The sequence below is a fragment of the Candidatus Accumulibacter aalborgensis genome, from assembly GCF_900089955.1.
Taxonomy (GTDB): Bacteria; Pseudomonadota; Gammaproteobacteria; order Burkholderiales; family Rhodocyclaceae; genus Accumulibacter; species Accumulibacter aalborgensis.
Genome location: NZ_FLQX01000127.1, coordinates 1 through 13,962 on the forward strand (window position 1 = coordinate 1; position 13,962 = coordinate 13,962).

Sequence of the window (13,962 nt, forward strand, 5' to 3'; positions counted from 1 at the left end):
GCCGCGATACGCCTGCGCTTGGACCGAACGTCCTCGGGGCGGCAGATAAACGCTATTCGTTAGCTTCGGCTAAACTTCCGTTCAGGTTAGTGTCGAAAATCTTTACACCGAGATCCCCAGGAGATCGGGGGGCGTTGATCAGGCATAATATTATTTACCAAAATCAATAGATTGCCACAAAACAAGCCGGCGTGGCACGCACCTTGCTTGAGTCTTCGCAAGGCTGGCCAGCATCGCGACGCTGTTCGGTCAGACTGGCACCGCTTTCAATCGGGAGTTCTCGCCGGGTTCATCGTAATCTTCATCTTTTAGGAGGGTGTAAATCATGTTTTCTCTTCGTCTCGGTAAACCTGTCAAAGTTGTCCTAGCCGCATTCGCGACGCTTGCGTTGACGGCCGGTAGTGCATCAGCCAGGGTTGTGAATTTCATTGAGCTAGCTAACGAGGCCGGTATTCGTATGACAGCCGACAACGGTGCTGACGTAACCAAGCTTGGTTCTGAAGTTTTTTACCTTTCCTCGCCTTTCGTTCCCAGTGGATACCCTGTAGATGCTACTGTGAATCAGATAGGTACCAGCACCAGTGGCTTTGAAGCCCTGATCAATATCCTGGAAAGCCCGGGAGGCCCCTTATCAGACCAGGTCTGGCTTCACCATATCAATAGTGTCTTTACGGTTATTGATTTCATTTCCGACCCGGCTCAGTTTGTCACGAGCGTAGCGCCCTTCGCCACCGTGGTTGAAACGGGAAGTCTCCAAAATGTCTTGAACTACACCAATGACCAAGGGGGCAACGTAAGCATCTACGTGCAGTCTGACATTCCCGAGCCCGCCACTGCGCTTCTGTTCCCCATCGCCCTGGCCGGCCTGCTCGCCAACAGCCGGCGACAGATGAAGAAGGCAGCGTCAGTCTGACACGACACGACGCGGTTCTGAACTGAAAACAAACGGCCACTCTGCGGAGTGGCCGTTTTTCTTGTCGCGGGCATGATGCTCTGCCTTCCCGCGTACATGTCCACGGCGCACCCCCGCTATTACCCGAGGTGGCGTGAACTTCTGCTTCTGGGGATCAGTGCTTCCGGGGTCAGCAGTGCTTCCGGGGTCAGTTCTAACATTCCAGCAATCTCTGTTATACTCCACAGATGGCTAGACCATTGAGGCTGGAATTTCCGGGCGCCGTTTATCACGTTACCTCGCGCGGTGATCGTCGGGAAGATGTTTTCCTGAGCGACGATGATCGCAGTGATTGGCTGGAGGTGCTGGGCCTGGTTTGCGCGCGGTTCAACTGGGTGGTGCATGCCTTTTGTCAGATGACCAATCACTATCATCTGCTGGTCGAGACGGTGGATGGCAATCTCTCCGGTGGGATGCGGCAATTGAACGGCCTTTATACGCAGCGTTTCAACCGCCGCCATAGCCTGGTTGGCCATCTCTTTCAGGGGCGCTACAAGGCGATCCTCGTACAAAAGGAAGCCTACTTACTGGAGTTGACTCGCTATGTCGTGCTCAACCCACTGCGCGCCAAGCTGGTGGAATCGCTTGAGGACTGGCGCTGGAGCAGTTACCCTTTCACTACCGGCCAGGAGGCACCGCCGTCGTGGCTGGATACGGATGGGCTGCTTGGTCAGTTTGCTGCAAACCGCGGCGAAGCGCTTGAGCGCTATGGGCAGTTCGTGATGGCGGGCGAGGGCTTGCCTAGTCCAATGTTGGCCACTCGTCATCAACTGTTGCTGGGTGACCAGGCGTTCGAGGGGCGCCACCGGCAGACAAGAAACGCAGAGGATCTGCGCGAAGTTTCCAGGGCGCACCGACGATCGATCGCTTTATCGCTGGATGAGTACCGGGCGCGTCACGCCGATCGGGATCAGGCGATGGCTGAGGCTTACCTATGCGGTGCTTATACGATGGCCGAGATCGGGCGCCATTTCGCGGTCCACTACATGACCGTAAGTCGCGCGGTGCGGAAGTTTGAACAAGACCGAAAGAAAATGATCGTCGCAGTGATCGTCAAACAGGCGCCAGCGGAATGATGCAGGAAGATGTCGAGGCCTCTGTGGCGGTGGCGGCCAGCCCCGACCTGTCGGCCTTGGTGATTCCCCTGCTCAAGGGGGTGATCTATCAGGAATCCGATGCCGGTCTGTGGAATTCCCTGCTCGCTCTCCAGAGCCGGGTGCGCGACTATGTCGCGGTGCTCGACCTCGAACTGGTGCTTGACGAAGCCGAAGGCTATGCTTTCCTGCGCGCACGCCCCGAAGCGCCGGACGGCGCGGTGGCCAGGCTGCCGCGTCTCGTTGCCCGGCGTCCGCTGTCGTTTCCGGTCAGTCTGTTGCTCGCGCTGCTGCGCAAGAAACTGGCCGAATTCGATGCCGGCGGCGGCGACACGCGCCTGGTCCTGTCGCGCGACGAGGTTGCCGAACTGATGCGGGTTTTCCTGCGCGAAGGCAGCAACGAGGCGAAGCTCATCGACCAGATCGACTTCTATATCGGCAAGGTCGTCGAGCTGGGTTTCCTGCGCCGCCTGAAGGTTGAGCATGGTCAGCCGGCGATGGTCGAGGTGCGACGCATTCTCAAGTCCTTTGTCGACGCGCAGTGGCTGGCCGAATTCGATCAGCGGCTGGCGGCGTATCGCGCGCTGCTGCCCGGCCAGCAGGGGGCGGCGGATGAGTGAAACGCAGAGTCTCGGCCTCGACTTCGTCGCCGATGACGCGCTCTCGGGTTTCCGTTTGCAGCGTCTCGAAGTCTTCAACTGGGGAACTTTCGATGGCCGCGTGTGGATGCTCAATCCGGACGGCAAGAACTCGCTGTTGACTGGCGACATCGGCTCGGGCAAGTCGACGCTGGTCGATGCGGTGACGACCTTGCTGGTGCCGGCGCAGCGCATCGCCTACAACAAGGCCGCTGGCGCCGACAGCCGCGAGCGTACCTTGCGCTCGTACGTGCTCGGTCATTACAAGTCGGAGCGCAACGAAGTCAGCGGCACGGCCAGGCCGGTGGCTCTGCGCGACCACAACAACTACTCGGTGATCCTCGGCGTCTTTCATAACGCCGGCTACGACCAGACGGTGACGCTGGCGCAGGTTTTCTGGATCAAGGATGCGCAGGGGCAGCCGGCGCGCTTCTTCGTCGCCACTGAACGCGACCTGTCGATTGCCGTCGATTTTGCCCACTTCGGCGCCGACATCGGCGCGCTACGTAAACGGCTACGGCGCCCTGGGACCGAGGTCTTCGACAGCTTTCCGCCCTACGGCGCCTGGTTCCGCCGGCGCTTCGGCATCGACAACGAGCAGGCGCTCGACCTCTTCCACCAGACGGTGTCGATGAAATCGGTCGGTAACCTGACTGACTTCGTGCGCAGCCACATGCTCGAACCTTTCGATGTGGCGCCGCGCATCGCCGCCTTGATCGGCCACTTCGACGACCTCAACCGGGCGCACGAGGCGGTGCTGAAGGCCAAGCGGCAGGTGGCGCTGCTCTCGCCGCTGGTCGCCGATGGCGAGCGGCACGCGTCGCTGGTGGCCCAGGTCGAGGAACTGCGCGCCTGCCGCGAGGCGCTCAAACCCTACTTTGCCGGCCTGAAGCTGGCCTTGCTCGACAAGCGCATCGCCGGACTGGCCGACGAGTGGCGACGGCAGGACACGCAGCTCAAACGCTACGAAGAGCGCCGCGACGGGCAGCGCGGCGAAGAGGCGGAACTCAAGCGCAATATTGCCGACAACGGCGGCGATCGTCTCGACCGCCTGGCGAGTGAAATCCGGCGCAAGGATCAGGAGCGCCAGGCGCGGGCACGCAGGGCGCAGCGCCACGCCGATCTGGTGCAGGCCGTCGGCGAGCGACCGGCTGCGGACGAGTCCGCTTTCCTCGACCAGCGGCAGCGTCTGGCGGCGCTGGCCGAAACGGCGCGCGAGCGCGACGCGAGCCTGCAGAACGACCTCACCGAGTTGGGCGTCAGCCTGCGTCAGGGCAAGCAGGAGCACGACGAGCTGGCCGCCGAGATCACCAGCCTGAAAGCGAGACGCAGCAATATTCCGGCCGACCAGGTCATGATGCGCGTGGCGCTGTGCCAGGCACTCGCCCTGTCGGAAGGCGAGATGCCTTTTGCCGGCGAGCTGCTGCAGGTGCGTGCCGACGAGCGCGACTGGGAGGGCGCCGCCGAGCGGCTGTTGCGCAACTTCGGCCTGTCGCTGCTGGTGCCGGATGCCGATTACGCGCAAGTGGCGGACTGGGTGGACAAGACCCAGCTCAAGGGACGTCTGGTCTATTTCCGCGTGCGCCACAGTGCGCGCAGCGAAATGGCCAGTCTGCACCGCGACTCGCTGGTCAGGAAGCTGGCCGTCAAGCCCGATTCGCCGTATTACGACTGGCTGGAACGTGAGCTTGCGCACCGTTTCGACGTCGCCTGCTGCGCGACGCAAGAGCAGTTTCGGCGCGAGCTGCGGGCGATCACGCGCGCCGGCCAGATCAAGGCCCCCGGCGAGCGGCACGAGAAAGACGACCGCCATCGGATCGACGACCGCAGTCGCTATGTGCTCGGCTGGACCAACGCCGCCAAGATCGACGCGCTCGAAACCAAGGCCAGGACGCTAGCGACGCAGCTCGGCGAGTTGGGGAGCCGCATCGGCAGGATCCTGGCCGAACAGAGGACGCTCAAGGAGCGTCTGACCGCGCTCTCGAAACTCGACGAGTACGGCGACTATCAGGAACTCGACTGGCAGTCGCTGGCCAGCGAGGTGGCCAAGCTCGAAGACGAGAAGCGACTTCTCGAATCGGCGTCCGACCTGTTGCAGAGCCTGACGGCGCGCCTCACCCGCTTGCAGGCCGAACTCGCGCAGAGCGAAGCGGCGCTGGCCGAGAAGACGCGCGAACTGGGCGCCACTCAGGCCAGACGTGAGGCTGCCGAGGGATTGCGGCAGCAGACGCTGGTGCTGATCAGTGACCCGGCGCTGCATGCCGCGCACTTTGAGCGCCTCGACGCGGTGCGCAGCGAAGCGCTCGGCGAGCACCAGCTCACCGTCGAATCGTGCGACAACCGCGAGCGCGAAATGCGCGACTGGTTGCAGGGCCGGATGGATGCCTACGGCGTTAGCCTCAGGAAGCTGCGCGACAAGCTCATCGACGCGATGCGCGCCTATTGCCTCGCTTTTCCGCTCGACACGCAGGAAGTCGATGTCGCCATCGAAGCGGTCGACGAGTACCGGTCGATGCTCACCAGGCTGCAGTCCGACGACCTGCCGCGCTTCGAGTTGCGTTTCAAGGAATTGCTCAACGAGAACACCATCCGCGAGGTGGCGAACTTCAACGCGCAACTGGCGATGTGGCGCGAGACGATCAAGGAACGGATCACGCGCATCAACGCTTCGCTGACCCAGATCGACTACAACCCCGGCCGCTACATCGCGCTCGAAGCACAGCCGACGCCGGACGCCGACATCCGTGATTTCCAGGGCGAGCTGCGCGCCTGCACCGAAGGGACGCTGACCGGATCGGAAGACGCGCAGTACTCGGAAGCCAAGTTCCTGCAGGTGCGGCAGATCATCGAGCGCCTGCGCGGCCGCGAAGGGCTGTCCGAGCAGGACCGCCGCTGGGCAGCCAAGGTCACCGACGTGCGCTACTGGTTCGTCTTTGCCGCCAGCGAACGCTGGCGCGAAGACGACAGCGAGCACGAGCATTACTCGGACTCGGGAGGCAAGTCGGGCGGGCAGAAGGAAAAGCTGGCCTACACCATCCTGGCGGCCAGCCTCGCGTATCAGTTCGGTCTCGAGTGGGGCGCCGTACGTTCGCGCTCGTTCCGTTTCGTCGTCATCGACGAGGCCTTCGGGCGCGGCTCCGACGAGTCGGCGCAATACGGCTTGCGCCTTTTCGCGCAGCTCAATCTGCAACTGCTGATCGTCACGCCGCTGCAGAAGATCCACATCATCGAGCCCTTCGTGGCCAGCGTCGGCTTCGTGCACAACGAGGAGGGTCGTACCTCGAGGCTGCGCAACCTGTCGATCGACGAGTACCACGCCGAAAAAGCGAAGGCCGCGGGATGAACTGGACCAGGCCCGCTGGCCTGCGTTCCCAGTTACAGAAGCTGTGGGAGCGTGGCGACGTGCTCGCCAGTCTGGTGACCGGCGAGGCGCTTTTTCCCAGGCGTCTGATACTCAAAGTCCCGACCTCGGCCGAGATGGCCGAACGCTTCGACGAGGTGCGCGGCTGGGTCGGCGAGCTGCGCGCGATGGCGCACTGCCGGGTCGAAATGCGCGACTTCAGTCATCGGCTGTTCGGCGCCAATGCGGTTCCGAACGAGGCCTGGGTCGATACTTTGGACGACGCGCTGGCGCTGATCGGCAAGCGGCGAGAGGTCAACCGTTTCATGTCCTTGGTAGACGGCACGCGTCAGCGGCAACCGTCACTGCTCGACTGGCTGGCCAGACGGCCACTGCGGGCGCTTGAACTGTCCGCAGAATGGAGCCGCCTGCTCGACATCGTCGCCTGGCTGCAGGCCCATCCTCGTCCCGGCGTCTACCTGCGGCAGGTGGACATCGCCGGCGTGCACAGCAAGTTCATCGAAGGCCAGCGCGGTGTTCTCAGCGAGCTGCTCGATCTCTCCCTGCCGGCCGCGGCGATCGATCCGTCGGCGTCGGGAGTGAGCCAGTTCGCTCGGCGCTACGGTTTTCGCGACAAACCGACGCGCATCCGATTCCGAATTCTGGATCGCCGGCTCGCGCTGCTCCCCGGCGACCGTGAACAGGATGTCACCCTCGATGCCGACAGTTTTGCCCACCTCAACCTGCGCGTGTCGCGGGTTTTCGTCACCGAGAACGAGGTCAATTTCCTCGCTTTCCCGGCAGTGAGCGACAGCTTGATCATCTTCGGCGCCGGTTACGGCTTCGAGACGCTGGCGCAGGCCGAGTGGCTGTCGCGCTGCGATATCCACTACTGGGGCGACCTCGACACTCATGGCTTCGCGATTCTCGATCAGTTGCGCGCGCACTTCGACCATGTCCAGTCGTTCCTGATGGATCGCGCGACCTTGCTGACTTTTGAAGCGCTGTGGGGAGAGGAGTTGCAGCAGACACTGCGCGACCTGCCGCGACTGAACGAAGGCGAGCGAGCGGTCTATGACGAACTGCGTGACAACCGCCTGCGCAGGAATGTGCGTCTTGAACAGGAAAGGATCGCTTTCGGCCGGGTCGAGTCGGCGATTGCGGCGCTGCTCGATTCGCGCGCTCGCCCGAGTCGGTGAGCGCGCCCTCCAGGCGCGTCGCTGCCGTAGCGGAGAGGGCGAGCAACTCTCTCTGGCCGAGGTCAACGGGCAGGCCCTGGGGTTCTGGAGATCATCAGCGCGATGATGATCTTCTGACCAGGGTCGCGTTTTGGCCGGTCAGCGTCTGGCCAGCAAGCCGCCCAGCATGCCCATCAGCTCGCCAGCGTTACCGAGGCCCTCCTGCGGGACCTGACCGGAAGGCGTGAGCTGGTCAATCAGGCCCGGAAGAACCTGCGACAACTGGCCAGCCGCTTCACCGGAGTTCGTTCCCAGTTTGGCAGCCAGATCCGCCATCACGTCCGACCCCAGCACGTCGGTGAGCTGGTTGCCGGAAATGGGCTGGTTTTGACCCGAACCTATCCAGGAAGCCACTACCTCCCCGAGACCGGCCTGCTGGAATTTGGCCATCAGGCCGCCCAGTCCACCCTGGGAGCCATTATTGGCGAGCAAGCCGGTGAGCACCTGCAGCAGTTGCGGGTTGCTGAACAGTGTCCCCAGCAGGCCGGACAGACCACCGCCCTGACCAGCCTGCAAAGGCTGTTGGCCGCCGAGGACCGAGCCCAGTACCGAATCGAGTAAGCCCATGGTGCATGTCTCCTTCAAGTCAAGAAAAATCGTTCCGTCGCGCCTTGTGGCGAGATCCAGTGTGCCGCGCCGTCCATCATGGTGGCAATGCGCATTCTGGGCAATGGGCGATGAGTGATCAAGCAACTTCAACGGAGGGAAGCGCATACGTCTGGGGGTGCGCGTCAGTAATGGAAGCGCAACTGAGCGATCATCAGCGCATCGTTCTCGACGCGGTATACGATGCGATGCTCATCGGTTATCCGGCGTGACCAGAATCCTGAAAGCGCATGCTTCAACGGTTCGGGTTTGCCTACTCCTGTGAATGGCTCGCGCTGTGTCTCACGTATCAGCTTGTTGATTCTGTCGACCATGCGCTTGTCTTGCTTCTGCCAATACAGGTAGTCTTCCCACGCCTCGTCAGCGAAAATCAGCTTCACTCGACGAGCTTCCGCTCAACGCCCTGGCCAGCGTTCAGTTGTGCGGCGGCCGCCAGAAGGCGCCTGGCGTTGGCGGGGGTGCGCAAGAGGTAGGCGGTTTCCTCGAGTGCCTTGAAGTCTTCGAGCGAGAGCATCACGACAGACTGTTCTCCGTTTCGCGTAATGATCAAAGCTTCGTGGTCGTTGCAAACGCGGTCCATGGCGCTGGCGAGGTTTGCACGAACGGAGGTGTAGGTAATTGCATCCATAGTAGGTCTCCCGGTATGTACGCCTTAATGTACATGCACGGCAACCGATTGTCCACTGCCAGCCTTTTCCAACGGAAGGCAATGGTCGATGCCGACCTGCAGGGTGGAAGATTCTGGAGATCAAGGTGGCGGTAGCCGAAGCATGAACGGGATTTTCCCTCGCCAACCGAGGTTTTTAGGTTGATGCAGTCGAAGGCCACATCACCGAATACAATGAGCGGCCACCCATGTCAGGAGCCGTTGATGCCCACCACTACCCTCAAAGTCACCGGGATGAAATCCGACGATTGCCTGCGCAGCGTCATGAATGCGATCCAGGACCTGCCCTGCATCGGCCATGTCGACGTCTCGCTGGAAACCGGCGTGGCGACCATCGAGCACACGACGATGGTCTCCGAGGCCGATATTCGCCAGATCATCGAGGACGCTGGCTACCCGACGGAGTAGCGGCTGCGGCCTGGCAGGGAGGCCCAAAGAATGATCGCGTGCACAAGCCATCAAGTCAGGAGAGAGTAGCAGGCCGCTGGGCCAGCCAGAAGAGCCGGGTGGATGAGGTCGTGCCTGTCATTCCAGCCGCACCGTTGTTGCATGACGCCGTCCCACCGTCTCATCTCCGGACCGGGCGAAAGCGGTCACTGCGCAGGCTTGAGCGGCGGTACCGCGCGCATCACTGCCTCCAGTGGATCCCCCATCGACTGCGCGCCGGCGGCGATGCGTGCGCAGGGGTCGGTGCTCGACTCAAGCTTGCGCCAGAGGTCACCGGCCAGCAACGACAGTCCGGCGCTGGCCCAGGCCGCGCCGCCCTGGATCAGCAGGCCGCGGGGGTCCAGGGTGACGGTGGGGTGGCCAATCGTCCCGCTAACCTTGGCGAAGCCGCTCGTCAGGCTGAGCAAGTTGAGGCTGAACAACTCGCGCCGCACTGCCCGATAGCCGAACAGGATCTCGCTCGTCTTCAGGTTTGCCGCGCCGCCGCCCAGCACATCAATGTACTTCAGGCGTAGCGCGATGCCATCGCTCGATGTGGCGATGCCGTTGGCTATGCTGAAGCGCGCGGCTGCACACTCGAGCTGTGCGTCGTCACCTCCCCTGCGACCCGGCAACAGCACCAGGAGCAGGTTGCCGGCGAGTCTCTCCAGACCGTGGGCCGCACCCATGGGCAGGGTGCCGGCACTCGCGGTGAGCAGCAATTCCCCTTGCCCGGTCGCGAGCATGTCGCGCAGCGTGGCGCCGGAACCGGCAAGCTGTGCGCGCATCGACAGCCGCGGCGCCGTGGCGCCGGTTGGCCGGGCCGCCGCCGTATACAGCGTCTGCACCTCGACCTCCTTGAGAGACAAGCGCAAGGCCACGCCGGGCAGGTCGCGGCGCACATCGAAGCGCAGTTCGCCGCGCAGGTCGCCTTCGGCCGCCGCCGTCGAAAACTCGATCAGCCCGTTCGCGAGCGTGCCGTTGAACTGCCATTTCGCGAGGTCGTAGCCGGGCAGAATGAAGCGCTCTGCGCGCAGGCGAAGCTGCGCGTCCTGTGACAGCAGAGCCTTTACGGCGATTGGCCGGTCGACTACGGAAACCTCATCGGTGGTGCCCCACTGCGTGGTATCAATCAGCCTGGAGCTGAGGTCCGCGGACAACGCAGGGCGGCCCCGCCAACGAAGGCGCAGCCGGCCTGTCGCATCCGACTTGCCGGCTTGTGCGCTGAGCTGGTCGATCGCCACCTCGCCGTCGCCCAGCGTGATGCGCCCCGCAGCGGTGAAGGGGATCGCGGGCAGGGTCGCTGTCGTGAACAGTGCCGCGGTCTGTGCCAGGTTGGCGATCTCGACCCGGCCGGTGAGCGGCGTGGCTGCGGACGCCGCAAGCTTGTTCACGGTGCCCTGCAGGCTTGCTTGTGCGCCAGGCAGTGTCGCCTGCAGCACCAGTGGCACGTCGCGCAGGCCGATCAGGCGCCGCAATGGCCCGCTGCTCAGGGTGACGTGGAGCGATTCCTTGCCTGCAGTCGTGTGCAGGTTCGCCTCCACCTTCGGCCACGCACTCTCGAAATTCAGCAGTTCGACCAACGTTCCACCGACCACGGTCAGATCCATCGGCGTACCCAGTGCGCTTCCAGCCGCACTCGCACGCACCGGGCCGCCTGGCTCTACGTCGATACTCGCACTCCGCACTGTTACCGGAGAGCGGTCGCGACCCACCGCCAGCGAAAAGGGTGCGCTGCGCACGTTCAGCGTCGCCTGCGCCAGCAGGGCGCGTGCGCTCGTCCCTTGCGCAGCGAACTGCAGTTGCAGCCCAGGGATCACGCCGCTCGTCGTCGCCGGCTGCTTCAGCGAGCGCAGCAGCGCCTCCAGGTCGATGCGCTCGGCCGTCGCGCTGGCGTCCAGGCGCCACGCGCTGCCGCTGGTATCGAGGGTGGCCTGGCCCTGCAAAGGGACATCGGCCACCATGGCGGAGGCCAACTCGACGGCAAGCTTGCCGCCCTGCAGGCGGGCGAGCGCTGCAACCTTGCCGATCGGCACGTGGGCACCCACGATGCGGGCAATGTCGAACTGCAGGTTGGCATCCGACGCACGCAACTGGGTCAGCGGCAGCGCCTCGTCGACTGCGCTGCCGGGTCCGGAACGTGCACCGCTCGCGCCGCTTACGCCGAGCCTGGCCAGGTCGAGCAGCGCGATACGCACATTGCCAGCGACCAGCGGCCGGCCGTCCTTCCAGCGTAGGGTGCCGTCGCCGGTAACCGGCGTGTCAGCAAGGATGGCGGCAAAGCCGGGCAGCTCGATCACGCCCCCGCGCAACTGCACGCGTCCAGAGACATTGCGCGCCGTCACGGGCAGGCCGGCAATGGTCGCGATGCGCAGCGACAGGTCCGTATCGACGCGCTCCAGCCAGCGCGGCGCGCCGACCTCGGTGGTCGCCAGTGCCCGAGCGCCGGGGACGCCTTCCGGCCCTTTGACCTCGGCCTGCCAGACGTCCAGGAGGCCAAGGTTCAGTGTCCCGCTCAGCCGCGCGCGCGGCCCGTTCGCGTACACGAGGTCGCCTGCCACCGTCGTGCCGACGTAGCGGCCACGGATGTTCCTGGCCGCATAGCCTTCGTGCGAGTGCGTCAAGCGCGCCGCTAGATCCACCGGCATCGGTTGGCGCGAGAGCACGCCGGCGAACACGCGCGCCGGCTCGAGTGCGTCGCCCTGCGCTGTCAGAGCCAGGTCGAAGTGCGGGACAGCGTCGGTCAGCGCGACGCTGCCCTCGGCACTCAGTGTGAACTGCGCCAGCGACCCTCGCAGCGTGAGGGGCTGCGTACCGCTGGCGCTCCACAGCGTGGGCAGTGGCGCGCTGCCCGCATCGAGCGAGAACGCCGTGTCGCCGATCTTGCCCTCGACCGTCAGCCGGCTGTCGATGTTCGCGCCGACCACTGCCGTGCCGCTGCCAATCTCCAGATGCGATGCTTGCATCGGCAGCCCGTCGAGCGAGAGGCGCAGATCCTCGACCTGGAGGCTCGCTTGAGTGTAGTGTGCCCGCGCTGACAAACGATAGGGACCCCATCGGGGCAATGCCTGTCCGACGACGCCGGACCACGCGTCGAGGCGCTCGCCCTTGACGTTGAATCCGAGTTCGGCGCCTTCGAGCGAGTTGAACGAGTTGAGCGCAGGGAGCCGTGCATCGAGCGTGAGCGATGCATCCTTCGCTTCCAGAGCCATGGAGAGACGCCACGGTTTGCCTTCGAGTGCGGCCTGTAGCGACTTGTCGGCCTTCACGGCCAGGCGCATCGGCGTTTCACCATAGCGCACTTGCCCGTGCAGTTCGAAGGGGGCATCGGTGCGAATCCTGGCTTCGGCGCTGTCGACTTGAATCTGCGCCGTTGATCCGTCGCCTTGCCGCCAGGCGATGCGCGCTTCGGCCAGGGACACCGAGTCGAAGTCGGGCAGGACCACGGACGAAGCACTGCGATCGGGCGAGCCGAAGGTCCAATTGCTCGCGCCGTCCGCATTGCGTTCGAGCAGCATGTCGACACCGCGCAGGCGCAATGCGTGCAACACGACCTGGCCATACCACAGGCCGATGAGGTCGACGCGGACGTCGCTGCTGGCGGCGATGACGAAGTCCGGCCGCGACGCCCAGTGTGGGTTGGCAATGCGCAGATCGCGTGCGGACAAGGTCGCGGGTAGGGACCAGCTGATCGACAGACTGCCGACCGACACCGTACGGCCCAGAGCCGCCGACAGTTGCTGTTCCAGCGCTCGCCGGTATACGCCAGCGTCGAGCGTTGCCAAAAGGAGCATAACCCCAGCCGTGGCGGCGAGCAGCAACCCCACGCCCCACAGCAACAGTTTTCCTGAACGTCTGATCGTCGACGAACCCGCTGCGTGCATGGATCAAGAACCTCTCATAGGGAGTCTCCAAGTCGAGGATGCAAGGATACCGTAACCGCCGCACGGCACATCAATGGCCCGCGTGCTGCTCAGGGGGCCACTTTGGTTGCTGCTCGATGAAGGCTCCAGGTCCGCCGCGATCTCGTCCTCGGTCATCGGCTTGGCCTTGGGATCCGCCCCGCCGCGGTGCGCATTGAGCGCAAATGCGAAGTTCTCCTGAACCGCGGTTTGTTGTACTCTGTGCGCCGTCTTCGCCGTCTTCGCCGGGTCAAGGCAAAGGCGTGGCGCGACGGCGATTCCTTGTTTGCTGGCTCTGATCTTTTTCCACAGGAGGTGTCATGCGTTTTCTAGCCAGGTTGTTGAGTGCCGTCATTCCTCTCTCGCTGATGCTTGTCGGTCCGTCCGAGGCGCGTGAGTGGAATGCGATCAAGCAGTCCGGAACCATCATCGCGGCCACGGAAGGGGGCTTTCAACCGTTCAATTACTATGATGGCCCGAAGCTGACCGGCTTTGAAGTGGATCTCGCCGAAGCGATCGCCAAGAAACTTGGCCTGAAGCTCGAATGGCGCGTGGTGCCCTTCGATGGACAGATTGCGGCGCTAAAGCAGGATCGTTTCGATTTCGCCATTGCTTCGCACGGGTACACCGCCGAGCGCGCCAAGTCGGTCGATTTCGCCAATCCGCATTACTGCACCGGCGGACAGATCGCCGCGCACAAGGATGGCCCGCTGACCGTCGCTGCGCTCGACGGCAAGAGCGTCGGCGTGCAGCTCGCCACGACCTACGCCGATGCGGCCAAGAAACTCAAGGGACTCAAGGCGATCAAGACCTACAAGGGCGACCCGGAAGCGTTTGCCGCGCTGCGCGCGAACAAGGTGGATGCCTGGATCTCCGACAAATTCACGGTCAAGGCGACGCTCGACAAAAACCCGGACGCCGGCATAAGCGCGGGTGAGATGGTCTTCGTCGAGCGCGTATCAATGATCCTGCGCAAGAACAACAAGGAACTGGCGGAGAAGCTCAACGGGGCGTTGGCCGAGGTGATGAAGGACGGGACCTACAAGGCGCTGTCGGAGAAATACTTCAAGGAAGACATTTCCTGCCGCTCCTGACGCTA

Annotated in this window: 11 protein-coding genes; 7 read left to right on the plus strand and 4 right to left on the minus strand. The window is 63.6% G+C overall.

The window, feature by feature from the left end; translation table 11 throughout:
* Positions 1-325: 325 nt before the first annotated feature.
* The 5 genes from ACCAA_RS13890 to ACCAA_RS13910 all read left to right on the plus strand — a co-directional run bounded on the left by ACCAA_RS13890 (position 326) and on the right by ACCAA_RS13910 (position 7,223).
* Entirely contained in the window at positions 326-913 is a 588-nt protein-coding gene (locus ACCAA_RS13890) for a PEP-CTERM sorting domain-containing protein (protein WP_186407847.1), read from the plus strand.
* A gap of 227 nt (positions 914-1,140) precedes the next feature.
* Positions 1,141-2,028: a transposase gene (locus ACCAA_RS13895; RefSeq protein WP_186407848.1), complete on the plus strand. Its 888-nt coding sequence runs from the start codon at positions 1,141-1,143 to the stop codon at positions 2,026-2,028.
* The gene (locus ACCAA_RS13900) at positions 2,025-2,666 is read left to right on the plus strand and encodes a DUF4194 domain-containing protein (protein ID WP_425394486.1); all 642 of its coding nucleotides are present in this window, start codon (positions 2,025-2,027) and stop codon (positions 2,664-2,666) included. Before ACCAA_RS13895 ends, ACCAA_RS13900 begins: the two co-directional genes overlap by 4 nt.
* Positions 2,659-6,027 carry an ATP-binding protein gene (locus ACCAA_RS13905; protein WP_186407849.1) on the plus strand — a complete coding sequence of 1,123 codons (3,369 nt, stop codon included), beginning with the start codon at positions 2,659-2,661 and terminating at the stop codon, positions 6,025-6,027. The genes ACCAA_RS13900 and ACCAA_RS13905 overlap by 8 nt, the downstream gene beginning before the upstream one ends.
* Complete coding sequence (locus ACCAA_RS13910; protein WP_186407850.1) at positions 6,024-7,223, plus strand: DUF3322 domain-containing protein; 1,200 nt, start codon at positions 6,024-6,026, stop codon at positions 7,221-7,223. The genes ACCAA_RS13905 and ACCAA_RS13910 overlap by 4 nt, the downstream gene beginning before the upstream one ends.
* A gap of 138 nt (positions 7,224-7,361) precedes the next feature.
* Here the strand turns inward: ACCAA_RS13910 and ACCAA_RS13915 are convergent, their stop codons facing one another.
* The 3 genes from ACCAA_RS13915 to ACCAA_RS13925 all read right to left on the minus strand — a co-directional run bounded on the left by ACCAA_RS13915 (position 7,362) and on the right by ACCAA_RS13925 (position 8,496).
* The gene (locus tag ACCAA_RS13915; protein WP_186407851.1) at positions 7,362-7,829 is read right to left on the minus strand and encodes a YidB family protein; all 468 of its coding nucleotides are present in this window, start codon (positions 7,827-7,829) and stop codon (positions 7,362-7,364) included.
* A gap of 164 nt (positions 7,830-7,993) precedes the next feature.
* Entirely contained in the window at positions 7,994-8,248 is a 255-nt protein-coding gene (locus tag ACCAA_RS13920) for a Txe/YoeB family addiction module toxin (RefSeq protein ID WP_186407852.1), read from the minus strand.
* On the minus strand, positions 8,245-8,496 hold the full coding sequence (locus ACCAA_RS13925) for a type II toxin-antitoxin system Phd/YefM family antitoxin (RefSeq protein WP_186407853.1): 252 nt from the start codon (positions 8,494-8,496) through the stop codon (positions 8,245-8,247). The genes ACCAA_RS13920 and ACCAA_RS13925 overlap by 4 nt, the downstream gene beginning before the upstream one ends.
* 243 nt (positions 8,497-8,739) lie before the next feature.
* On the opposite strand from ACCAA_RS13925, the gene ACCAA_RS13930 reads away from it, so the two are divergent.
* On the plus strand, positions 8,740-8,943 hold the full coding sequence (locus ACCAA_RS13930; RefSeq protein WP_186407854.1) for a heavy-metal-associated domain-containing protein: 204 nt from the start codon (positions 8,740-8,742) through the stop codon (positions 8,941-8,943).
* A 185-nt stretch (positions 8,944-9,128) separates the two neighbouring features.
* On the opposite strand, the gene ACCAA_RS13935 is transcribed toward ACCAA_RS13930, so the two are convergent.
* Positions 9,129-12,845 carry an AsmA family protein gene (locus ACCAA_RS13935; RefSeq protein WP_186407855.1) on the minus strand — a complete coding sequence of 1,239 codons (3,717 nt, stop codon included), beginning with the start codon at positions 12,843-12,845 and terminating at the stop codon, positions 9,129-9,131.
* 338 nt (positions 12,846-13,183) lie between these two features.
* On the opposite strand from ACCAA_RS13935, the gene ACCAA_RS13940 reads away from it, so the two are divergent.
* Positions 13,184-13,957: an ABC transporter substrate-binding protein gene (locus tag ACCAA_RS13940; protein WP_186407856.1), complete on the plus strand. Its 774-nt coding sequence runs from the start codon at positions 13,184-13,186 to the stop codon at positions 13,955-13,957.
* Positions 13,958-13,962 lie beyond the last annotated feature (5 nt).